The following is a 24,395-nucleotide window of genomic DNA, read 5'->3' as shown; positions in this document are numbered from 1 at the left end:
TAATAATTCTTTATATTGTTATTAAACTCCTTGTGCTCCAGTATTTTACCCAAATTATTTTAAGATCAGCCTTTAGTCCCTGTTTGTAAAAGTAAATGCATTTCAAAGGATTATCCGCTAAAATAATACATATATATATATTTCTCGATAAATTTTTTATCTGTAAAAATAAGGAGCTTTTATGAAACTATTGCTGATTGAAGACGAACAACGGCTTGTTGAAGCCCTCTCTTATTTATTGAAGAAAAATGGCTATGCCACAGATATCGCTATGGACGGGGAAAGCGGCATAGAAATGGCTTTAACTGGCATTTATGATGTAATTATCTTAGATCGAATGCTTCCCAAACTTGACGGCATTTCCGTTGTACAAGAATTTCGTCACCGGGGCTTTGATGCTCCAGTCTTATTCTTGACTGCCAAAGATGCCCTTAAAGACCGAATCGAGGGACTAGACGCAGGTGCTGATGATTATCTGGTTAAGCCTTTCTCATCTGAAGAATTATTAGCAAGGCTAAGAGCCTTAGCTAGAAGAAAGACGAAAGAGCTTATCAATAAAACCATCACAGTATCAGGAATGACCTTTGATCCTTTGCGGGGTGAGGTTACCAAAGGTTCGGAAATTATTCAACTTAGTGTGAAGGAGTCCCTGCTATTAGAACTACTCATGTACAATCAAGGGCAGGTCATTACGAAAGAACGTATTTTCGAAAAGATTTGGGGTTATTATTCAGGAACTGATATCGCGAATGTAGACCTTTATATTCACTATTTGAGAAAAAAGCTAAACACAACCGCCATTAAAACAGTACGTGGTGTTGGTTATTTATTCGAGGAGAACTAGCATGTTTCACAAACTACGTCTACAGCTTGCGATTATTAACTTAATTATCATTGCTGCACTTTTTTTAATTTTAACAGTAGGTACCTATCTTTTTGCTGAAAACCAAATGAGAAATCGCGCCTTTGGCATGGGAATCAATTTTATATCTGACATACAAGCAGGCCTAATTAACGATATGCCGGATCGCGGTCCTCGGGATCAAGGCAGACATCCTCCTCATGACGAACCTCCTCAATCACCAAGGCAGCCACTAGGGCAACCACCAGAACATCCCCTTGTTTTTTTTGTTAAAACAGATGCTGACAATCAGATTTTTTTTACCTCCTCTACCCAACCCCTAGATTCCGCTTCTTTATCCACTCTTGTACAAGGAAGCCTACGCCAAAAAGAAACAACTGGAACGATTTCTTTGCAAGAAAGCTATTATTATGTAAAAACTCCCCTGCAAGACCAGTCGGGAATGATTGTCCTCTTTCAGAATTTTGATCATGAAAAGAACTTGCTTCACAGTCTCATCACGGCTTTAATCATCGTTGGCATCCTTTGCTTACTCTTATCTCTTGTCGCAAGCCTTTACATGGCAAATCGTGCTATGATTCCCATTTCCAGTGCCTGGGAGCAGCAAAAAAATTTTCTAGCGGATGTCTCTCATGAATTACGTACCCCATTAACTGTCATGCAGACGAATTTAGAAATCGTCCTTGACACTCCGGAAGGAACCATCGCCAACCAAAGTAAATGGTTGCATAATATTAAAGAAGAAACCGACGCTATGGCTAAATTAATAACCTCCTTACTCTTTTTAGCACGTGCGGATTCGCGGCAGCCATTACTAGAAAAAAAGTTTTTTTCCCTAAGTCAATCGCTTCTTCGTTCAACGGAAGCACTCGCTCCTTTAGCTGCTGCCAAAGGGATTACCCTTGAGCTTTCCATTGCTCCTGAAATCCATTTTTATGGTGATGAAGGCTCTATGAAACAGCTTGTCAGCATCTTCTTTGACAATTCTATTCGCCACACCCCTTCTGGTGGGAAGATCTCTATATTCCTATCTCAATCAAAAAAAGAAATCACCTTCACTTTCACTGATACGGGAGAAGGAATTGAAAATATGCATTTAGAGAAAATATTTGATCGCTTTTATCAGGTAGACAAATCCCGTTTTAAAGGCGGTACAGGGTTGGGACTTTCCATCGCCAAGCTAATTGTGGAAACTCATGGAGGCTCTATTAAAGCTTCCAGCCAGCTTACGTTAGGAACAAAATTCTGCATAAAATTACCCATATCCTGATTTAGGATATGGGTTTTATAACAGGAACGAACAATTGAACCACAAAGGCACAATGCCGCTGCTGCGGCACACAAAGGAGCACAAAAAAATATAAATAAAACCCTTTGTATCCTTTGCGTCTTTGTGGTTCGATTCATTTTATATGTTTTACTGTTCTATGCACTTCAAAATTCATAAATTCCCCCCCTAATCACACGGTCTGACGTTCTTCTTGCTTCAGAAGAAGCAAAACGAACGTCCCTCCGCTTCTACTTTATCCTACTAAGCCTTATAAAAGACTTTAAATATAAAGGAAAAGGGCTATTACAAAAACTCAACTGAGTTCTGAATAGCCTCTATGAATATTTACATATTCTATTTTTTATTACTTTAAAGTGTGTATATAATCAATAAGATCTTTAAATTGCGCACCATTCTTCTCAATTACTGGTTTAACGGCTTCTTGCCACTCCGCTACGTTGTCAACAGAAGTAATTGTAACGCCAGCAGCTTTAATCTTTGCGTTGGATTTTTCCTCATATTTAGCCCAGGATTCCTTTTCTGTGGCAACAGAAGCAGTGGCAGCATCTTGAATAATCTTTTGATCAGCCGGTGAAAATTTATTCCACATAGCTAAGTTCATCAGAAGTACTTCAGGAACACGCTGATGTCCATCTAAAATATAATTCTTCGCAACTGTATAGTGGTTTGCAGATTCAAATGAAGGCGCATTATTTTCTGCAGCATCAATTGTACCAGTTTGTAATGCTCCAAATACATCACCATATGGCATTACAATAGGATTTGCACCTAGAGCAGTAACCATCTCAAGGGTAATTGCACTTTGTTGTACGCGTATTTTTTGACCTTTCAAGTCGGCAAGCTTCGTAAGAGGCTTGCTGGAATAGAAGCTTCTAGCGCCAGACTCGTAGTAAGCCAATCCCATCATATTAGATGTTTGAAGGTCTTTTAGCAGTTTCTGCCCTTTATCGCTATTCAAAAATGCCCATTCTTGACTTGAGTCTCTAAATAAATATGGAAGAGCAAACAATCCCATTTGGGGGTTGAAGGAGGTAAGTGTAGCACTGCTAACTCTTGTCATATCAACTGTACCACCTGATTGAACCTGACTTACAACTGAGTTTTCATCACCTAATGTTCCGCCAGGATAAACTTCAACATTAATTCTTCCGTTTGAGGCTTGTTTAACAAGTTCTGCAAATTTCCTGTCACCGTCAGTTGTAGGATAGTCCGCTGGGTGAGCTTCAGCCAGCCTTATAGTGACTTTTGCTCCTTCACTCGCTTTTTCTTTTGAAGCACCTGAGCTACAACCTGTCAACAAAACAGCACATAACAGCGATAAGATTAGAACTGACAAACTTCTTTTCATTTTTTTAGCTCCTTTTCTAATTTATAATTTTTAAATACTAAATGTATTTAACGCATGAAATGTGGTAAATAGAGAGATAATTGAGGAACGTAGATAATTACCATCAAACAAATAAACAAGATAACATAGAATGGGAGCATGTGCCTTACGGCTCTCCCTATAGGTGTATCTGTCAAGGCACACCCTATAAACAGAACAGCTCCATGAGGTGGAATAGTCAAGCCAATTCCTAGGCTGAGCATCATAATAATTCCAAAATGGAGAGGGTCTACATGCATGTTAAGTATAACTGGCTTTAAGATTGGTGTCATAATCATAATCAATGGTGCCATATCCATCGGTGCGCTCAGCAAAATCAACAAGCAAGCTATGATAAACAATAGGATGAGCGGGTTACTGGATATTCCTAATAGAAGTGCAGTAACCATATCTGGTATACGCAAGATTGTTAAAACATAGCTAAATGCTGCAGAAGCTGCCATTAAGAAAAACACAAGAGAACAGATTCTTAATGTTTTTAATATAATTGGCCAAAATTCTTTAATGGAAATATCTCTATAAAAGAAGAAAGTAATAATGAAAGCGTACAAGCAAGCAATAGCCCCCGCTTCAGTAGCTGTAAACCAACCTGTAAAAATACCCCCTAGAATGATAACGCAAGGCATAATAGAAAATATTCCGTCAAAAATAACTTTCCCGTGTTCTTCCTTCGGTATTATTTCATTCACTGTGTAACCATTTCTAATAGCTAGAAATCGACCAGCAATCATTAAGATTGCACATATAACGAAACCAGGAAAAACACCCGCTAGGAAAAGAGCATTGATAGATGGAGCAGCTGCGCCATAAGCAAGCGCATACAAAATCAAATTATGACTTGGTGGAACAACAACACCTTGTATAGAAGCAGAAATAGTAAGGCTTGTAGCAAACTCTTTACTATAACCTTTTTTTACCATCTGCGGGATCATAACAGTGCCCACAGAAGCCATATCAGCAGCAGCTGAGCCGGAAATGTTGCCAAACAATAGACAAGCAAGGCAGTTTACCATAGCAAGGCCACCCTTAAATCGGCCAAAACCTAGCAATGCGAACTTTATTAATCGTTTCGCTAGCCCGCCTTCACCCATAATTTGACCAGCCAAAATAAAGAACGGAATGGTAAGTAACGCATAGTTATTAAGGCCATCTATCATTTTGTGAGAAATTAACTCAAGGCCAAAATCCTCCATTAAAAAAACAACTAGTGTAGAGGCGACAATACACAACGAAATTGGCACTCGTATCAGCATTAACCCAATAAATGTTATTGTAAGAACAATTATTTCAATAGTAATATGATCCATCAATGCCCACCCAATCCTTTATGTCTTTTTAAATCAACACCAAAAAATTGAAATATGCCATAGAACAGAATAAGGACACCTGATACGGGTATTGCGAGAGTTCTGTAGGCTATAGGCAAATTACCCATGGTAGGAATAGTTTGACCAAAGTCGTTTATCATAAGCTTTGTTCCATAAACAATCAAGATTAGTGAAAAGACAATTTCAAAAATCGAAATGAGCTTTTCAATATAAAAATTTGATTTTTCGCTAAATTGGATAGAAGTAAAAGCAAGGTGTATTCTTTCCCGAAAGCCCATCGCAATGCCCAAAAATGAAAACCATATAAGTAAAAATATTGTGATATCTAAAGACCAAGTCGGTGTATAGCTGAACAATTTTCTGACAAATACTTGAAAACATACAATCACGATCATTATTAGCAACATTATTTTTGATAATTCTTCAAAAGCCTTATCGATAGATAGCAGTAAACTTGATATCCACTTTACTCCGTTTTTTTGAATTTGCGCGGGTTCTTTTGAATCTGCCAAAATATCAACTCCTCATATATAATTTAATACCAATTCTTACTATCTTCACATGGTTTTACCGATAGAAAGAGCAACAGCTGCAAGGCCAGGGCGCAAGAACCGATGACAATTTAAACAGTCCTTATTTCATCCGGTGTGAGGAAATCTTGCCGTATTGGTGTGAATACATCGATCAATACTGAGTCATCCTCCAAAGAAACAACTCCATGCAAGACATTCTTAGCAGCATAATAGCTATCCCCCTGCTTAGCAATTTTAGTTTCGCTGCCAACCGTAATTTCAAAACTTCCCTTAACGACATAGCCTATTTGCTCATGTTCCGAATGGCTGTGAGGGACCCCTATGCTTCCTTTTGCGAACTGAAATTCTACTAGCATAAGTTTGTCCTCTGCAACTAGTACTTTGCGTGACGTTTTATCACCAATATCTTTTCCTTGCAGCTCTTGATTTGTAATAATCATTAAAATCCTCCTTTAGCACAGATAACAATGTCCATGATGAATTGCCATAATGCGTCTTTCCTTTAAAGTATATATGAAATTTTTTCCATTGTATTGACTGAATATTGTGGTAAAATGTTGTTGTATTGTTATTCTTAACCTGGGAGTGGTAAACTTGCCGACAATGAGTGATTTTGATTTTGAGCTCAATGCAAATCCTCACCAATTTATCCACCAGCATACTACCTCATCTCAAAATACTTGGGATAAATTCCATTCCCATCCCGGTATGGAGTTTATTTATGTTCTGCAGGGAGAGGGGTCCGCGATTATCGATCAGAATATCTATCCATTTAAACCAGGATCACTTATGTATTTTCAACCCTTTCAGTTACATAGGGTAAAGGCAGATATACCAGAAAAAACATTTTACATCCGATCAAAATTACTATTAGAACCATCTATTATTGATTCTTATTTACAAAAATTTACTGCTTTATATCGTTTTTTTCAACACCTATGGCATAGTAATCTAAATTGCCAAGTTATCCAAGTGACAAATTCTTCCCAATTTGAAACTCTATTTACACTCTATGGATCTCGTCATAAGCAATTGGAAATTACAGAAGACTTTGCTTTATTCTTCTTGCTTTTTATAACGACGGTAAAAGATCAATGGAATGTCCAAAATCAAATGGAGAGAGAGACGCAGCTTCGTCATATCCACTATGCCGAATATGTTATGAGATGGATTGATGCAAATTATCATGAAGAATTTACATTAGAATCTTTAGTAAAGGAACTTCATCTTTCACGTTTTCATATATCCCACTTATTTCGTAAAGCTACGGGAAGTAGCATCACAGAGTATCTAACCTATCGTCGTTTACGAGAAGCTTCTTTTTTATTGCGGACAACGTCTTTACCTTTACAGGAAATATGCAGTAAAATTGGCATTGGCAATATTTCGTATTTTTGCCAATTATTTAAAAGAAACATCGGCGCTACACCTTCTCAATACCGAATAAAGCAATAATTTACTTTTACCTTTTTAGCCGCAGATCACAGAGAAAAAACAGTACCTTAGCGGCACTGTTTTTTTATTTTTTATGGAAATAGGACTTGGCGACAACTAAAGCACCATTTTTTACCTAGAATAACAATATCCGTATCGCAAAAACTACAACCGAAAAGAATAGGTAGCGATATGGAAGGATGAAAACCGTTAAAATGGATCTTAGTATCATAATTCCTACTTTTAATGAAAGAAATAACGTTAAGATCATTGCTGAGAAAATTACTAGTCTATTACAAGGAAGTAATTGTTCCTTTGAAATCATTTTTGTCGATGATAGCCTTGATGACACACCTATCATTTTAGAAGAACTCTGTCAGAAATATAAGGAAGTAAAATATATTCACCGCCACAATGAAAAAGGCTTAGCATCTGCAGTTGTTAAGGGTTTTTTACATTCTCAAGGCAATCAGATCATTGTTATGGACGCTGATCTCCAGCATCCTCCTGAATTGCTCCCTTTGATGATCAAACGACTAGGACGTTATGATGTTGTCATCCCTAGCCGCTTTGTTGCTGGCGGCTCAGATGGCGGCTTAAATATAGTACGCAAATTAATCTCAGGGGTTGCCAGGGGAATTGGTTATGTTTTTATTAAAAAGCTGCGCTGTATTTCCGATTCTACTAGCGGTTACTTTGGTTTTAAACGAAGTGTCATTGAACAAGTGCAGTTAAATCCCATAGGTTGGAAGATACTTATTGAAATTCTGGTAAAAGGAAGATACCAAACCGTACATGAAATTCCTTATTCTTTTGTGGCGCGGGCAGCAGGAACATCAAAAATGAATTTGAATGAGCAATTCAATTATCTAAAACACATTGGGCAACTTATGATGTATCACCCTGAACATCGTAAATTTTATTATTTTTGTATGATTGGAACCTTGGGAGTCTTTGTTAACTTATCATTTTTACATTTTTTTCTGCATTTCCTGGGAATGGAAGAATTAACAGCTTCGGTTTATGCCTCCTCCATTGCCATGCTGCATAACTTTATGTGGAATCACAAAATAACCTGGAAAGAATGTAAACAACAAACTTTATGGAAGCAAATGATGCAATTTCCTCAGTTTGTATTAATCTGCAGTCTGGGTATCGCCATTACCACCTTATTTACCCAAGCATTTCTCTTTCTAGGGTGGAATATCTATGCCGGTCAGCTAACAGGTATTGCCGTATCTATCCTCTGGAATTTTTCTGCTAACAGCAAATGGACATGGTCTGCTACTTATTCACAAATCAATGCTGATAAAGAAAAATTAATTGTAACCCAAGAATTACCTAGTAAAGAAAATTGTATGCAAGTAGAATTTTAAAACAGAAAGGGTTCCATTACATGAAGTTTCCATCAAAAACCGTATGGTTTGCTTTTTTGATCCACACACTCATCATATTTATCTCCTATCGATTAGCTGATTACTTACCTTCTCACCCTCCAATAGGATTTGTAGATCAATCCTTATATCCTATGCCCCCCTTTATCGAAAAATTTATCCGTTGGGATGCCCATTGGTATACTTATGTTGCTGGACATGGATATGATGCAAAATCGATCGTCTTTTTTCCTTTGCTCATTATATTAATAAAATGTTTATCTTACGTAGGTTTACCCATCCCTTTTGCTGGTTTATTACTTTGCAATGTATTTGCGTTCATCAGTTTCTGGATTATGGACATAACCTTCCGTTTAGATTTTTCTCCAGAACAAGTTCACTATTCTCTCTTATCTTATGCTCTTATGCCAACTTCTCTTTTTTTAAATAGTATCTATACAGAACCTCTATTTATCACCTTTTCTCTTTTCTGCATCTATTTTTCTAGAAAAGGTCAGTGGTGGTATGGAGGAGTAGCGGGTGCACTAGCCACTTTGACCAGAAATTTGGGAATCTTTCTTTTTATTTTTTTACTTTATGAATTCTTTAAAAAGAAGTCTCTTTATACTAACTCCTTACTTGCCATGATTCCACTTTTCCTACCGCCAATTGCTCTATCATGTTTTATGCTGTACAACTTCTATCTATTGGATAATCCGATTGCTTTTATAACTACCCAACAAGACTGGGGAAGACATTTTGAACTGCCCTGGCACAATATTGCAGCTAATATCCCTTTGACTTTTTCCAATGATCCTTATAGTCAGCCTGGAGTTGCTTTAGATACATTCCTCGCGGTCAGCAGCCTCATTTGTCTATTTTTGCTCACGATTCTACCACAGTTTAAAATTCCTACCTCCTACCTCTTAATCGGCTGGCTATGGTTTCTCATCCCTCTCTGCTCTACTTCTCCCAGCCTTCCTCTGTACAGTGTTTCCCGTTTTATACTCCCGATATTTCCTCTCTATCTCTTCTTTGGACAGCTTTCCCGCAAATCCTATTATTGTTGTCTTGCCATCAATGCTTCTGTTTTATTAGTATGTACTTCTTTATTTATGAATTGGTATTGGATTGGATAATTGGTTTATATTGCCATTTTATGTTAAATTTCAATCACATAATCATGTTATAAGTGGGGGAAAATAAATTTGGATTCAAAATCAATAATAAAAAATAAGGGGGCATACAACATGGCTACAAATGATAAAAACAGCAAACAATCCATGAACTCTTCTGCAATAACTTCCAATGCAAACCAAAGTCAAAATGCACAGAATAAGCAGGCTCAAAGCAAAAACCAATATGGAACATTAACTGCTACTGCTGATGCCAATAATGATTATTCAAGTTCTGCACAAAGTCAGCAATATGGCAGCCAGCCTGGAGCATCTTCTGCCTATACTGGCAACAGCTACGCAAGCTCAACTCAAAATCAAGCAGCAAATAAAACACAACAAAGCAAAAACCAGTATGGAACGTTAACTGCTACTGCTGATGCTAATAATGAATATTCAAGTTCTGCACAAAGTCAGCAATATGGCAGTCAAGCAGGAGCATCTTCTGCCTATACTGGCAACAGCTATGCAAGCTCAACTCAAAATCAAGCAGCAAATAAAACAAAACAAAGCAAAAATCAATATGGTACCCTTACTGCCAAAGCAGATGCTAATAACGACTATACAGAATAAGAATCATAAAAAGATGCTGATGGGGTTAATCCATCAGCATCTTTTTATGATTCGTGTCCACTACAGCATCCACTCTCATGATCATGCCCGTGCCCATGTCCCCCACCACAAGCATGACGAGTACCGTCTTCTGCCAATTTTATTTTCTTCATACTTTCACATTGAGGGCAAGGAATTTCATATCCATGTTTGCCCCCCTCTGAGCATGGCTCTACCTCCCAAATATGTCCACAATCCTTGCACTCAAATTTTCTATTCTTTATCATATAATTTCCCCCTTGTATTATGATGGTCTGCCCATTTACTAGAGAGGTAACCATTTTCTTTCTAGCTGATTGTAGTATTCGCTGGAAAGTAGCCCGTGAAACTCCCATCTTTATGGCACAAGTCACTTGATCCATACCATCAAGATCTTTCAAGCGTAAAGCTTCTAGTTCTTCAACTAGAACTATAATGGTTCCTGTATTCATTTGACCATCAGGTACGAATTTTCGAAAGATCGGTTCTTGCTCTACCAAACCACAACAACGTCTTCTTGCCAAAATATCACTCCTTCAAATGGGCATATGCTCATTTATATTATATACCCCTCTGAAGAGAAAGTGCAATATATTTTTTAACATGAAGATGCGAAGAATTGCAAAAAACACGAAGAAATAACATTTCTTCGTGTCCTCATTGCGTCTTCGCATCTTCGCTTAACGATTGCTTATCCCAAGGTAACTTCCATTAAATGCTTTTTTCACGCCTAAGAGGGATCTTTTACCGCTAACAAAACCCCACCAATAATGAGTGCTGTTCCTATCCAAAAGCCGATTCCCACTTGCTCGCCAAGAAAAAAATTACCAAGCAGCGTCCCTACCAACGGCTGGAAAAAGAAGTACACTCCTGCACGGGTAGCATCAACAAGCTGCAACCCTTTATTCCAAAAAAAGAATGCACCTGCAGTTGATACGATGCCTAAGTATAATATGCCGCTCCACACCAAAGGCTCTAGCAGTACATGCTGAATTTGGATCAGGTTGATATTCGTAATTACAAAAGGCGTCATTGCCAGAGTTGCTGCCAATATTGCATAGGTTGTGACTACAAGCTGTGAATAACCACCAGGTACCTTTTTTATCAAAACAGACATAAAGGCCCAGGTTAAAGCCGCTCCCCCTAGAATTATGCCGCCAAGTTTTGAGGAATTGCCAACATCACCAACTCCAATAATACATAACACACCAAACGTCGCTAAACAAACTGATATTCCTTTTCTCAAGGTAATTGTCTCTTTTAGCAGGATTTTTGCAAAGATGACCATGAAAGCTGGAGTCGCAGAAGTAATAATTGCCCCCATTTGGGCGGAAGACAGCTGAGTCCCTGCAAATTGCGCCCAAATGGAAAGAAAGTAACCAACTAGACCAATCAAAAGGATAAGGGGTATATCTTTTTTATCAATTTTCCAAGATTGGCCTGTTGCTATACCAAAAGCAACTAGAGTAAGTAAAGCCACAATATAGCGAAACCATACTAATTCTAAAGGAGCAATAATAGTAAGTACCATCTTACTTACTACATACATACCACCCCAAATACTGGCAGCCAATGTCAAGTATATCGGACCAAGATATTGATTTATCATTTATATTCCCTCCGTCTTTTACGATTAAAAAAGGTATGCTAAACGGAAAGAATACGCTGCGCAATCCATCCGTTTAAGAAAGGAGTGCACTGGGAACATCATTTTCAAATAAAGGTTTAAAATACATGATAGTCCTCCTATCAATTTTTTTTATAATTATATCATTATACTTTTAAAGTTTAAACTCTATATGCGAAAATAAATACATATCACATCCACATATAGCTTCCTTTTTGCTCCATAGCAAGCCCGCCAAGCCAAGCACCTAAAAAGCCTCCTACTTGATGGTTACTTCCAATGATAGGCGGTACTGTCGCAAGCCAAGTAAACCCCAATGCAGCTGCAAAAATGTAAAAAGTTAATTTATTATTATGCAATTGCATTTTCTTTCTTCGATTTTATTTCTGCATTACTTTTTAACTCTCTACTTACCCAATAGAGAGGCCGTTGCTTTACTTCCTCAAATATGCGTCCAATATATTCACCAATAATGCCTAATCCCATCAATTGAATGCCTCCCAGCAGCAAGACACTGGCTGCGATTGTAGCCCACCCTGGAACCGCTTCGGTTGTAAACAAATAGATATATACTACATGCACAGTAACAAGTAGACTTAAAAAACCAGTAAGCACTCCTAAATAAAATGCCAATCGCAAAGGAACCTTTGAATAGGCTGTGATACCATCTAAAGCAAAATTTGCCATTTTTGCAATCGAAAACTTTGATTTTCCAGCAAAACGTTCAGGTGCCACAAACTCAATATACGTTTGCCGATAGCCAATATCGCTGATAATCCCTCGAATAAACCTTGCTTTCTCCTTAAAACTTTGCAGCGTTTCCACTGCAGCTTTATCAAGCAAGCGAAAGTCTGATCCGCCTTCTGTTATATGAATATTGGACATCCTATTGATCGTGCGGTAAAACATCCCTGAGGTAAACTTTTTAAACCAAGACGCCCCTTCCGTATTTTTTCGAACCGTTTGTACAATTTCAAATCCTTCTTCCCATTTACCGATTAGCTGTGGCAGCATCTCAGGTGGATGCTGCATATCCCCATCCATGGTAATAACCGCATCTCCCCTGGCATGATCCAGACCACAGGTCAATGCGATTTGATGTCCAAAATTGCGAGCCAACAAAATTCCATAAACCCGGCTATCCTGCTCTGCCAGTTTGTCCAATATAACAGCCGTTTTGTCAGTAGAACCATCATCAACAAAAATCAGCTCAAAAGAATATCCCGTGGACTCCATATGTTTACAAACAGCTTGATAGAATACTTTCATATTCTCCTGTTCATTAAAAACAGGCACGACAATTGAAATTAATTTCATATTTGTCTCTCCTTCTTAGCAGCATCTACGGCATTGTATTGATATGCCATATTTCAACGCTATTATTATAACTGCTGATTCTGAAAAAAAAATGAAAATACTCTTACCTTAATAGAAAAAAGCCCTCTGCCATCAGAGAGCCTGGACTAGGCAATTCATAAAAAACACTTCGTATTCTTTAAAACATATAAAACGCTTCGAACCACAAAGACGCAAAGGACACAAAGGGGTTTATTTATATTTTTTTGTGAACTCCTTTATGTGCCGCATCAGCGGCATTGCGCCTTTGTGGTTGGTAAAAAACTTTTAAATACTTGCAGAGTTGATTTGAGCTTTTACTTTCTTATAGGTTTCTAGAATCAAGGCAAATAGAGGGCTCACCTTCGAAATTTCAGTATATTTTTGAATTGTCGCTTCAATACCATTTTCTTTTATGTGGTTTTGTATTTCTGCAGCTTCGGGATCATCCTTAGAATCAAAAAGTAGGGCAGCAGCAATTACTAATGATAAACCAGAAGGTGTAATACCATACTCTAATGCTTGCAGCGCAGGTCCTACCAAACGATCTTTTGCTGATAATTTTCGAATAGGAGAACGCCCCACTCGGGTAACTTCATCCGATATATAGGGATTTTTAAAGCGTTTGATGATTTTATGAATATACTCTTCATGCTGCTTACTATCAAAATGATGTTTTGCGATTAACAGCGCACCCGTTTCGTGCAGCACCTTTTCTGTGATATCCAGTACATAAGAATTTTGAATTGCTTGATCAATGCTGCCTAATTTAAGCAAATAGCCAAGATAGGCCACAGCTGCATGACCGGTATTGACGGTAAACAGCTTTCTTTCAATAAATGGTCCTAAATCACTTACATAGGTAATCCCTTCTACCTGGGGTACAGCACCTAGCACCTGTGACTGATTGACAACCCACTCATAAAAAGGCTCTACGGTAACCCATAGCTTATCGTCATGCTTTTGCAAGGGAACAATGCGATCTACAGCAGCATCAGGAAAGCCAATGACCAACGTCGCCTGTTTTTGTTCTTGCTCACTAAGAGATTCATAAACAAACGATTTTAAGGCTGAACTTCCGCCAATCATGTTTTCACAAGCAATCACATTTAGAGCTTTGCCTTCTGCCTTGATTCGTTTTTGAATCCCTTTTGCAATGACAGGAGCGATAAACTTTAAAATATTCGGTCCAACAGCTGTTGTTACCAGATCAGCAGAAGCAATGGCTTCTGCGACAGCCTCTTCATTTTTGCTAAGTAAGGCAACTACACTATGAATTGCAAATGTAGTTTTTTCCTCACTGGCAAGGGACACCGTATATTCCTGGCGTCGATTGATTTCTGCAACCAATTCATCACTTACGTCAACAAAGCATATTTTATAGCCGGCTTGATGCAATAATTGTCCAATGAAACCTCTGCCAATATTACCCGCACCAAAATGTACTGCAAGCATATGCTCAACCCCTTTCGAATATTTCAATAATTGCTTCTTTGGTCGTAGCATTAACAAGAGTTTTAACATTTTCTTCTTCTGAACAAACAATTGCGATATTGGAGAGTATTTCCAAGTGCTCATCACCAATTCCCGCAATACCGATAATCAAATAAGCAATATTACCATTGCCAAAATCTACACCATTAGGTACTTGTATAATGGATATCCCAGAAGATTTTATAAATTCTTTTGACTCATTTGTGCCATGAGGAATTGCTACACCATTACCAATATAAGTCGTCATCAATTCTTCACGCTCAAACATCTTCTTGATGTAATCGTCAGTCACATGCTCCCCTTGAACCAGGAGCTGCCCAGCTAAAGTGATTGCTTCTTGCTTATTTGAAATCTTAGCATCCATTACAATTTTATCGGCAGAAAAAATTACGTTTTCCATATTACATATCTCTCCCTTTTATTTTTTTAATAATATATGCGTATAAACTTTTTAAAAAGAATGAACGTATGCCTTCCGCCTCTTTTGCGGCTAATACTGCTATAATCTCTTCTTCTACTAATAGGGAACTGATTTCACTTAAGATTTCCAGGCCCTCTCTGGAAATATTGGCAGGTGCCAAAAGCAATAATAGCTTATCAACATTGGTAAATTTATTATCCATAGATTTAATAATAATTGGTTTTTCCAGAAAATATAACATTAAAGCCGGTTTTAAAACATCTTTATTTCTACTGTGAAATAATGCTAGCTGTATATTGGAAATCCCTAGGCCGCCTAATTTTTCTCTTTCTAATAAATTCTTTATCAGTTCCTGTTTATTACTGATGATATGATTTTTCTCAAATTTTTCACAAATCAAACCCAATATGCCTTCGATATTCATATTATGATTATTTATGCTATGACAAGCAAAATTCTCGATAATTTCAATACTATGGCTAATATAAGACTGATACATTCTTAATGTTCCTAAAAAATCATCCTCTTGTAAAGGGGAAGTCGATTTGGCATTTTGCTTGCAATCGCCTAAACTTTCTAGATAGAGAGTGATATGCTTAACATCATCTCTTGTTAACAAGGGGCTAACCAAAATATATTCTTGAGAGGGAATGGATAAATGAACGGTTGAAATGATAATGTCATACTCGCTTTTAGGGGTTTTCTCCACATCAAACATGGAGATGTTTTTTGTGTAGCCAATATCGGGTAATTCTTTTTTGATTCTGCTTGCCAATATTTTTGATGATCCGATCCCACTTGCACATACAACCAGTGCATGATACTGTTTACGGCAATCACTCCGGCTTCTCTCAAGAGAAGCACCGATATGCATCACTAAATAGCCAATTTCTTCATCTGGAACAGACAACTCTGTAAAAATAGCATCGACAGCTGCTTTCACAATCTGAAACAAATGATTGTACCGACTTTTAATTTCATCCAGTAAGGGGTTGCGAATCTTCATATTCTTTTGAATGCGGAAAATTGCTGGCTCAATATGGGCCAATAAGCCTTGAATTAATGTTGGATCTTCATTTAGTACAACATCAAGTTTGTCTTCACAAAAACTAATGAGTTTATTCACCTGTAAGGCAAGTTCCACGTTTTTAAATTCAAAATAGTCGTCGTGGGCACTTCGCAATTTTGCGCCTCGCAAATGCATCGTAATATAACCAATTTCGGCAACAGGTATGTCTAATTGAAAGCGATTTCGAAGGGTCTGCACAATTTTTTCCGAAATTTGAAATTCTGGAGTACGTTCTAAGTCCTTTAAATATGCTTCATCAAAGCCAATCTTTTCACCTTTTTCAATACGTTCAATGGCCAGAGCTAAATGTATTGCTAAGCCAATAAATGAACTATCCGCTAAAGGGTAAGGAAGATCATTTTTTAAATCCCGCAGAGAATTTTCAATGATAATCAGTTTTTCTTTCTCAATTAGTCCCAACAAGCGCTCCGATACGGTACTAATATGCTTGGAAGGTTTTTCATAAATGTTGTCTCTCAATATTCCTAACAAATCAAATTCATCCAAGTTTTCCGAAATCAGCGTAGTCATCGCTTTTCGAATTGCATTTTCTGTACCATATAATTCAACACCATAACCTCTTTTGCGAATCAATGTTAAATCATAGGTTCGAATCCAAGCCTCTAACTCATCTAAATCATTGCTTATCGTTGATATTGTAGCTTTAAAATCATGAGCCATTGATACCAATTTGATCGGTTCTTTGGCTTCCAGCAGCTGACATAAAATCAACAATTTTCGTTCCTTCGCTGAATATTCTGCCACTCTTTGGCTATATAACAACGACCTGACTACTTCTTTTTGTTTTATATCACCTTCAATAAAAATACCAATACCTGCTTTTTTAACTAGCTGCAATTGATGGGCTGCTAAAAGATCTTCAAGATCATTTAGCTCTCGATGAATGGTACGTGTGCTTACCTCAATTCGCTCTGCAATTTCATTAACAGTTATTCCTTGGGCCTCGGTTAATAAAATAGTTAATATCATACGCTGTCTTGAGGTAATATTCATAACCATAACCCCTCTTTAAGAAAGAGTTCACGCTAGCTGTACAACTAGCGTGACTATTGTTTCTATGTTACTATCATATATCACATATTTGACCTTTTCAATAAAATGAAAATTGAATTTCGTCATAGGACTTGTTGACATTTCTATATGTTTTCCATTCACAAACCGTTGTTTATGCTCTTCCTCTTTTCAGAATCTCATACACCTTCTGAACCACCGCTTCAGGGGTTATACTTTCCATGCATGCTCCCTCTCCCTCCTTAGGACATCGCCTTTTATGGCAGCAGGAACAGGAAAGTGCGGAAGAAAGAACCTTATGCTGCTCTCCTTGGGGAGCATAGGTAGCAGGGTCTGTCGGTCCAAACATACCAACTGTTGGAACTTCCAGGGCTCCAGCCATGTGCAGAGGCCCTGTGTCTCCAGAGACTACTACAGAAGCCTGCTCTATGATACCTGCCATTTCCAGCAGACTGGTTTGTCCAATGGTGTTGATGACAGGAACCCCTGCCTTTGTCTCGACTTCCTTACCTAATTGAACTTCTGCTTTTCCGCCGCATAGAATGATCCGAAAATCCTTGCCAAGAAGCTTGGCTGTCTCTATGAAAAAAGCAATAGGCCAATTTTTGGTAATCCAAGTCGTCCCCAAGATGAGCACTACAATCTTCTCGTCTGGTAAAACAGCATATTCCTGCAATAAATCTCTGGCAAATTTCCTAGATTTCTCGGGCACAACAAGGCTCATTTTATGATTTACAGCCTCAATTCCTAAACAAGGCAGAACTGCGAGATATCTATTGGTAATATGCTTACTGCGGGTTTCCCCAGTCTCCGTCATAAAAAGAGAATTGAGTTCTTTTGTTCCTTTCATACCAATACGTTTTTTTGTATTTGCCTGCTTGGCAATCATTCCTGTAAGAAAAAGGCCATGAATATCAAGGACCGCATCAAACTCCCGGTCCTTTAGTTGCTTTTTTAGGTCACGCCACATTCTCAAAGCTTCTCTAAATTTAAAATTTCTAAGATAGTCTTCAAATTTTTCCCTTGACCATATAATAATTTCATCTATATAAGGATTGCCTTGTAAGAGGTCTGCTGAGACCCCACCAACCATCCATGTTATTTTACAATCGGGCCAGGCAGCCTTCAAAGAACTAGCTACGGGCGTACAATGAATCACATCACCAATTGAACTGAGTCTGATAATCAATATTTCCTTAGACACGAAAATACCTGCCTTTGTAGATTTGAACCGCTGCTCATTTTACCTATAACGTTTATAGGTATTGTACCTCATTTAGTAAAAAAAATCCTGTAACGATCATCCTATTGAAAATTACAGTTTTTTTGAAGATTGAATTCTTCACCAGTATCAAATCCTATTCATGTTATTTGTAAAAGTCGAAGTTTACCTCGTAATGTGAAATTTTCTAAACATGCTGGAATGAGTACCGTATCTCCAGGTTTTAGGCTTTCCCTCTTATCCTGATAAATAACCTCACCTGATCCTTCGATTACACAATATATGAGAAACATCTCTTTTGTTTTTTCATGTAACTCCCCAGTAACAGATAGTTTTTCCACGGAAAAGTACTGACATGTAATACTACGATCCGTAAATACACAACTTGGCTGCTCTGCGAAATTTATGACATCAAGAGCCTTATCGATATGCAGCTCTCGCAGTTTTCCATCCTTTGTTACTCGATCATAATCGTAGATTCGATAGGTTGTATCTGAATTTTGTTGTATTTCATATACCATCACGCCTTCCAGCAAAGCATGAACGATACCTGAGGGAACATAGATCATGTCTCCTGCTTTCACAGGCACTCTTTTTAGAACATCACTAATATGATGTGTTTCTACTGCCTTAATAAATGCTTCCTTGGTAATATGATTTTTAAGACCATATATGATATGTGCATCATCTTTTGCATGTACCACATACCAGGCTTCTGTTTTACCGGCTTCTCCCTCCACCCTATGAGCATACTCATCATCAGGATGTACTTGAATGGATAAATTATCATTGGCATCAAGAATTTTAATTAGTAAAGGAAAGGATTTCCCCTCTGCAAATTTCTTTCCCATTAATTTTTCTCGGTACTCTATCATCAATTGATTTAAGCTTTTACCAGCTAAATAACCGTTTTCCACGATACTCATGCCATTGCTATGACCTGATAAATCCCAGCTCTCTCCGATATGATCACTAGTAATTTCTCTGCCAAATACTTTTTTTATATTTGTACCACCCCAAAGACGTTCCTGGTAAACAGGTGCAAATTTTAACGGATACATTCTTCTACCCCCTTAATACGATATTGGAAACAAACTTTCTATGTTGGCTAACTAGTATATTCTCCTAAATTAATTCTATCATTACAATGATTTATCTTCACATCACCTATTCTATTATATACCATTTTATAATTGGTGTTCTACCTTTATCCGATGAGTTCATTTTTTTAAATAAAACTGACACCGTAAATAAACAGTGCCAGTTTTTATCCTTTCTATTCTTTTATAGCCGCCAATGTCTTATAGTTTCGAAGTCGCTCTTTTGCATCTAGTTCTGTCTTTTCAAATAAGGCCGCTGCCGCCTCTGGGAACTGTTTCATCAAGGATGCATAACGCACTTCGCCCATCAGAAATTCTTGAAAGTTCATGCTTGGTTCTTTGGAATCTAAAATAAATGGTGTTTTTCCATTTTCCTTTAATTGTGGATTATATCGATACATTGCCCAGTAGCCGCTGTCTACTGCACGCTGAGTCTCCAGTTGACTAAAACCCATACCAAGCTGTAAGCCATGATTAATGCAAGGTGCATAAGCAATAATCAGCGATGGTCCCGGATAAGCCTCTGCCTCTCGAATCGCCTTAAAGGTTTGATTCTTATCAGCTCCCATAGCAATTTGCGCTACATACACATACCCATAGCTCATGGCAATCATCCCTAAGTCTTTTTTCTTGGTTTTCTTGCCACTTGCTGCAAATTTAGCAATTGCCGCAGCAGGGGTAGCTTTCGAAGACTGTCCGCCAGTATTTGAATATGCCTCTGTATCAAAAACCAAAATATTGACATCTTCACCGCTAGCCAGTACATGATCAAGTCCGCCAAAACCAATATCATAGGCCCAGCCATCGCCGCCAAAAATCCATTGGGATCTCTTTACGAGAAAATCTCGATTTGTATAGATGGTATCTAACAAAGCATCTTGACCTTTTACCTTTTCCAAGGCGGCAATCAGTTTATCGGCTCTAGCCCTTGTGCCCTCTTTATTCTCTTTATGGATTAGCCAATCTTCACAAGCCTGCCTAAATTCTTCACCGAAAGGCAGTTTAACAGCTTTTTCAATATGAAGTGCTAATTGATTTCTCAATTGCTTTACTGCCAAGTGCATACCTAATCCAAATTCAGCATTGTCCTCAAACAGTGAATTCGCCCACGCAGGACCATGCCCGCGATGATTCTTCGTATAGGGTATGGAAGGTGCACTGCCAGCCCAGACGGAAGAACAACCCGTGGCATTGGCTACCATCATTCTCTCACCATAAAGCTGAGTGACCAGTTTGGCATAAGGAGTCTCCCCGCAGCCGGCACAAGCTCCGGAAAACTCTAAAAGCGGCTGTTCAAACTGACTGCCTTTAACGGTAAAGATATTGACCGGATTGGCTTTAGGCGAAATCTTCATAGCATAATCCCACAACGGAGCCTGCCCAAGCTGAGAAGCCAGTGGCTTCATTTGCAAAGCTTTTTCCTTCGCGGGACAAATTTGGGCACAATTGCCGCAGCCCGTGCAATCATAAGGAGAAACCGCCAGCCGAAAATTCAGGTCTTTCGCGCCGACAGCCGCCTTAGTACAAAATCCTTCAGGTGCTGCGGTTAGTTCTTCTCCATTTAGTAATATTGGTCGAATGACTGCATGAGGGCATACGTAGGAGCAATGGTTACATTGAATACAATTATCTGGCAGCCATTCAGGAACATGAATGGCAATACCACGTTTTTCGTAAGCCGAAGTACCTAAAGGAAAAGTTCCATTTTCCATGTCAAGAAAGGCACTTACCGGCAGATGATCCCCCTCCTGGCGGTTCATCGGCACCAGTACATGTTCGATAAAATCGGGAATTTCTTTTCTATGGACTGCTCCATCAAGAGCGTCTTTCCAGTCATCGGGAACATGAATTTTAACAATGGAATATATTCCTTTGTCAATGGCAGCATGATTCATAGCCACCACTTTTTCCCCTTTATTCCCGTAAGATTTCGTCACTGCCTCTTTTAGAAATCTCATCGCGTCATGCAAAGGTATAATATCAGCAATTTTAAAGAAAGCAGACTGCATGATCATGTTTATCCGTCCGCCAAGTCCGATCTCCTCAGCAATGCCAACCCCATCAATGGTATAAAATTCAATATCATTTTCCTTGATATAGCGCTTCATAACTGCAGGCAGCTTACTTTCGATTTCCGCCTGACTCCATCTACAGTTCAGAAGAAAACTGCCGCCTTTTTTAAGTCCATCTAATACAGGATAATTATAAATATAAGATTGATTATGACAGGCAATAAAATCCGCCTTATTGATAAGATAGGGGGACTTTATCGGTTGTTTGCCAAAGCGCAAGTGTGAAATCGTAACGCCTCCGGATTTCTTAGAATCATAGGCAAAATAGGCTTGGGCATACATATCCGTGTGATCACCGATAATTTTTATCGCACTTTTATTGGCACCAACTGTTCCATCTGAACCAAGCCCCCAAAATTTGCATGCTGTGGTACCGGGTACAGTCGTATCAATATCTTGACCAAGAGGCAGTGAAGTATGGTTTACATCATCAATAATCCCCACAGTGAAATGATCTTTCGGACTGACGGCTTTTAGATTTTCAAAAACCTCTTGGATATGACTGGGGATAACATCTTTGCCGCCAACACCGCAGCGTCCTCCCACAATCTGAGGTATCCATTCCTTCCCATAAAAGGCTGCCTTAACATCAAGATAAAGAGGTTCAGCAAAAGCCCCCATTTCTTTTGTCCGATCTAAGACAGCAATTTTTTCTACAGTTCTTGGAATGTATTTCATAAAATGTTCGATGGAAAAAGGACGATATAAGTGGACTGTCAGCAATCCAACCTTTTCCCCTTTCGCATTCAGATAATCAACTACTTCTTCAACCGTCTCACACATTGAACCCATGGCAATGATCATCCTGTCCGCATCTGGCGCCCCATAATAATTGAACAGATGATATTCCCGACCAGTAAGTTTAGTGATTTGCGCCATATAGCCTTCGACAATTTCCGGTAACTTCTGATAATAGCGATTGGATACTTCCCGCTGTTGAAAGTGAACATCAGAATTTTGTACGGTTCCTCTCAAGGTTGGGTGATCAGGATTAAGAGAAGATCGCCGGAACTCATCTAGAGCCTGCCAATCCAAAAGGTCAGCCAATTCCTCATATTCGAGAACCTCAATTTTTTGAATTTCATGGGAAGTTCTAAATCCGTCGAAAAAGTTTAAAAAGGGAACTTTTCCTTTGATGGCTGATAAATGAGCGACTGCTGCCAAATCCATGACTTGTTGAACGCTGCTTTCTGCCAATAAGGCAAAGCCGGTTTGCCGAGTAGCCATAACGTCTGAATGATCACCAAAAATACTGATGGCATTAGCGCCAACTACCCTGGCACTTACATGAAATACTCCCGGCAGCAGTTCCCCGGCAATTTTATACATATTGGGAATCATTAATAGCAAACCTTGAGATGCGGTATAGGTGGTCGTTAAAGCCCCTGCCTGTAAGGAGCCATGCACAGCCCCCGCTGCACCTCCTTCTGACTGCATTTCGACAATCTCTACTCTTTGACCAAAAATATTCTTTCGTCCTTTAGCTGCCCACTCATCTGCAAGCTCTGCCATGTTGGATGATGGCGTAATAGGAAAGATCGCAGCTACATCAGTAAAGGCGTAAGAAACATGGGCTGCTGCTGTATTTCCATCCATTGTTTTCATTTTTCTTGCCATAAATAACTCCCTTCTTTCTGTATTCATTCCTATTAACTAACTTTATTATGAGTATCATCTAATTCTTTTGCAGATTGATTTTTCCCCAAACCGAAAACATAATAACTTACTATGACAATCGTGCAGAATATACCTCCTACGATTAATGAAACGCGAGTATCATCATTGAACCACATTCCAATCAACACCAATAGCAGGAAAATAACCGTTACATAATTGCTAATGGGAAAAAACGGGGACTTGAAAGGATGAGTTTTCATTTCCTCTTTCCATTTTTTTCTGAATGCAATCTGACTAAATGCCAGAACAAACCAAGGGATCATGCCTGGAAGAATACTAGCACTGTAAATGTATAGAAATAATTTGGATTCTGGAGCGATGTAGTTTAAAAATACACCTAATAATAAGCAAGAAATTGTAACCATAATACTATTGCCAGGCATCCCGTTTTTTGATACCTTGCCAAAGAATTTAGGAGCTTGACCGTTCTTGGATAAGGTATAAAGCATTCTGCCTGCACTATAAATCCCACTGTTGCACCCTGACATAGCGGCAGTCAAAACAACAAAATTGATAATACCAGCAGCAGCAACAATTCCAATTTTGGCAAACGTCATAACAAAGGGACTGCCGATTGTACCGACTTGGTTCCATGGATAAATGGCTAGTATAACAAATATGGCTCCAATATAGAAAATTAAAATACGCCAAATAATATTTTTAGTAGCACGACGTAAGGTGTTTTTAGGATCTTGTGCTTCACCAGCGGTAATGCCAACCATTTCAACTCCTTGATAAGACGCCGTTACCAGACAAAGAGCAAATAAAAAACCTTCTAAACCACCAGCAAAAAATCCACCATGAATATATAGATTTTCGATACCAACAGGCTGACCGCCATTGCCGAAGCCAAAAAGAATCATGCCAAGTCCAATCACAATCATAGCAACGATCGCCGCTACTTTAATGAGTGCAAACCAAAATTCAAATTCACCATAGTACTTAACCGCAACTAAATTTGCCGTTGCCACAATCGCCACCCCTGCCAAAGCTGGCAGCCATTGGGGAATGATGGGAAACCAGTACTTAACATAAATTCCAATGGCCGTTACTTCCGCCATTCCAACTGTAACCCATAAAAACCAATAACACCAGGCAGTCAGATAACCAGCTAACGGGCTGACATATTTATGGGCATAGGTTGCAAAAGAACCTGTCATTGGCTCTAGGTAAAGCATTTCCCCCATAATGCGCATAACAAAAAACATGATAATACCTGCTAATGCATAAGCAAGCAATACGGAAGGACCTGCCCACTTTATCGTACTCGCTGACCCCATAAAAAGACCAACACCAATGGTTCCCCCCAAAGCAATCAATTCAATATGCCGCGACTTCAGACCTCTGGTTAGTTCTTTTTCTTCCATAATAA

Annotated in this window: 21 protein-coding genes; 6 read left to right on the top strand and 15 right to left on the bottom strand. The window is 38.6% G+C overall.

Annotated elements, in window-relative coordinates; translation table 11 throughout:
• Nucleotides 1-181 precede the first annotated feature (181 nt).
• Both LMF89_RS11220 and LMF89_RS11215 read left to right on the top strand, forming a co-directional pair.
• Nucleotides 182-844 (top strand): response regulator transcription factor, encoded by a 663-nt coding sequence (locus tag LMF89_RS11220; protein WP_229535146.1) that lies wholly within the window; start codon nucleotides 182-184, stop codon nucleotides 842-844.
• Between the two features lies 1 nt (nucleotide 845).
• Nucleotides 846-2,132, top strand: a complete 1,287-nt coding sequence (locus LMF89_RS11215) for a sensor histidine kinase (RefSeq protein WP_229535145.1) — start codon at nucleotides 846-848, stop codon at nucleotides 2,130-2,132.
• A 364-nt stretch (nucleotides 2,133-2,496) separates the two neighbouring features.
• On the opposite strand, the gene LMF89_RS11210 is transcribed toward LMF89_RS11215, so the two are convergent.
• The 4 genes from LMF89_RS11210 to LMF89_RS11195 all read right to left on the bottom strand — a co-directional run bounded on the left by LMF89_RS11210 (nucleotide 2,497) and on the right by LMF89_RS11195 (nucleotide 5,841).
• On the bottom strand, nucleotides 2,497-3,501 hold the full coding sequence (locus LMF89_RS11210; protein WP_229535144.1) for a TRAP transporter substrate-binding protein: 1,005 nt from the start codon (nucleotides 3,499-3,501) through the stop codon (nucleotides 2,497-2,499).
• A 47-nt stretch (nucleotides 3,502-3,548) separates the two neighbouring features.
• Nucleotides 3,549-4,847 (bottom strand): TRAP transporter large permease, encoded by a 1,299-nt coding sequence (locus tag LMF89_RS11205; protein ID WP_229535143.1) that lies wholly within the window; start codon nucleotides 4,845-4,847, stop codon nucleotides 3,549-3,551.
• The gene (locus tag LMF89_RS11200) at nucleotides 4,847-5,380 is read right to left on the bottom strand and encodes a TRAP transporter small permease (RefSeq protein WP_229535142.1); all 534 of its coding nucleotides are present in this window, start codon (nucleotides 5,378-5,380) and stop codon (nucleotides 4,847-4,849) included. Before LMF89_RS11200 ends, LMF89_RS11205 begins: the two co-directional genes overlap by 1 nt.
• A gap of 110 nt (nucleotides 5,381-5,490) precedes the next feature.
• Complete coding sequence (locus LMF89_RS11195) at nucleotides 5,491-5,841, bottom strand: cupin domain-containing protein (RefSeq protein WP_007956054.1); 351 nt, start codon at nucleotides 5,839-5,841, stop codon at nucleotides 5,491-5,493.
• 163 nt (nucleotides 5,842-6,004) lie between these two features.
• Here LMF89_RS11195 and LMF89_RS11190 point away from each other — a divergent pair, with 163 nt between their 5' ends.
• From LMF89_RS11190 to LMF89_RS11175, 4 genes are all read left to right on the top strand, one after another.
• Nucleotides 6,005-6,856, top strand: coding sequence for an AraC family transcriptional regulator (locus tag LMF89_RS11190; protein ID WP_229535171.1), 852 nt, complete (start codon nucleotides 6,005-6,007; stop codon nucleotides 6,854-6,856).
• Nucleotides 6,857-7,035: 179 nt separating this feature from the next.
• A complete protein-coding gene (locus tag LMF89_RS11185; RefSeq protein WP_229535141.1) occupies nucleotides 7,036-8,211 on the top strand; it encodes a glycosyltransferase in 1,176 nt (391 codons plus the stop codon).
• 20 nt (nucleotides 8,212-8,231) lie between these two features.
• A complete protein-coding gene (locus LMF89_RS11180) occupies nucleotides 8,232-9,347 on the top strand; it encodes a putative hexosyltransferase (RefSeq protein WP_229535140.1) in 1,116 nt (371 codons plus the stop codon).
• 111 nt (nucleotides 9,348-9,458) lie between these two features.
• Nucleotides 9,459-9,956 (top strand): hypothetical protein, encoded by a 498-nt coding sequence (locus tag LMF89_RS11175; RefSeq protein ID WP_229535139.1) that lies wholly within the window; start codon nucleotides 9,459-9,461, stop codon nucleotides 9,954-9,956.
• A 44-nt stretch (nucleotides 9,957-10,000) separates the two neighbouring features.
• Here LMF89_RS11175 and LMF89_RS11170 read toward each other — a convergent pair whose 3' ends face one another.
• The 11 genes from LMF89_RS11170 to LMF89_RS11120 all read right to left on the bottom strand — a co-directional run bounded on the left by LMF89_RS11170 (nucleotide 10,001) and on the right by LMF89_RS11120 (nucleotide 24,390).
• Nucleotides 10,001-10,498 (bottom strand): DUF134 domain-containing protein, encoded by a 498-nt coding sequence (locus LMF89_RS11170; protein WP_229535138.1) that lies wholly within the window; start codon nucleotides 10,496-10,498, stop codon nucleotides 10,001-10,003.
• A gap of 206 nt (nucleotides 10,499-10,704) precedes the next feature.
• Nucleotides 10,705-11,583: a DMT family transporter gene (locus tag LMF89_RS11165; protein WP_229535137.1), complete on the bottom strand. Its 879-nt coding sequence runs from the start codon at nucleotides 11,581-11,583 to the stop codon at nucleotides 10,705-10,707.
• A gap of 209 nt (nucleotides 11,584-11,792) precedes the next feature.
• Entirely contained in the window at nucleotides 11,793-11,966 is a 174-nt protein-coding gene (locus LMF89_RS11160; RefSeq protein ID WP_229535136.1) for a hypothetical protein, read from the bottom strand.
• On the bottom strand, nucleotides 11,953-12,918 hold the full coding sequence (locus LMF89_RS11155) for a glycosyltransferase family 2 protein (RefSeq protein ID WP_229535135.1): 966 nt from the start codon (nucleotides 12,916-12,918) through the stop codon (nucleotides 11,953-11,955). The genes LMF89_RS11160 and LMF89_RS11155 overlap by 14 nt, the downstream gene beginning before the upstream one ends.
• Nucleotides 12,919-13,224: 306 nt before the next feature.
• Nucleotides 13,225-14,391: a mannitol-1-phosphate 5-dehydrogenase gene (locus tag LMF89_RS11150; protein ID WP_229535134.1), complete on the bottom strand. Its 1,167-nt coding sequence runs from the start codon at nucleotides 14,389-14,391 to the stop codon at nucleotides 13,225-13,227.
• A gap of 4 nt (nucleotides 14,392-14,395) precedes the next feature.
• Nucleotides 14,396-14,830, bottom strand: coding sequence for a PTS mannitol transporter subunit IIA (locus tag LMF89_RS11145; RefSeq protein ID WP_007956066.1), 435 nt, complete (start codon nucleotides 14,828-14,830; stop codon nucleotides 14,396-14,398).
• 1 nt (nucleotide 14,831) lies between these two features.
• Nucleotides 14,832-16,934 carry a BglG family transcription antiterminator gene (locus LMF89_RS11140; RefSeq protein ID WP_229535133.1) on the bottom strand — a complete coding sequence of 701 codons (2,103 nt, stop codon included), beginning with the start codon at nucleotides 16,932-16,934 and terminating at the stop codon, nucleotides 14,832-14,834.
• A gap of 172 nt (nucleotides 16,935-17,106) precedes the next feature.
• Nucleotides 17,107-18,156, bottom strand: a complete 1,050-nt coding sequence (locus LMF89_RS11135; protein ID WP_229535132.1) for a glycosyltransferase family 9 protein — start codon at nucleotides 18,154-18,156, stop codon at nucleotides 17,107-17,109.
• A 158-nt stretch (nucleotides 18,157-18,314) separates the two neighbouring features.
• Complete coding sequence (locus LMF89_RS11130) at nucleotides 18,315-19,235, bottom strand: type I phosphomannose isomerase catalytic subunit (RefSeq protein WP_229535131.1); 921 nt, start codon at nucleotides 19,233-19,235, stop codon at nucleotides 18,315-18,317.
• A 215-nt stretch (nucleotides 19,236-19,450) separates the two neighbouring features.
• On the bottom strand, nucleotides 19,451-22,963 hold the full coding sequence (nifJ, locus tag LMF89_RS11125; RefSeq protein ID WP_229535130.1) for a pyruvate:ferredoxin (flavodoxin) oxidoreductase: 3,513 nt from the start codon (nucleotides 22,961-22,963) through the stop codon (nucleotides 19,451-19,453).
• A 32-nt stretch (nucleotides 22,964-22,995) separates the two neighbouring features.
• Nucleotides 22,996-24,390: an amino acid permease gene (locus LMF89_RS11120; RefSeq protein ID WP_007956083.1), complete on the bottom strand. Its 1,395-nt coding sequence runs from the start codon at nucleotides 24,388-24,390 to the stop codon at nucleotides 22,996-22,998.
• Between the last annotated feature and the right edge of the window lie 5 nt (nucleotides 24,391-24,395).

It is taken from the genome of Pelosinus baikalensis, assembly GCF_020819555.1.
GTDB lineage: Bacteria > Bacillota > Negativicutes > DSM-13327 > DSM-13327 > Pelosinus > Pelosinus baikalensis.
The sequence above is the reverse complement of the archived record's forward strand: the minus strand, read 5'-3'. Positions and strand labels throughout refer to the sequence as shown.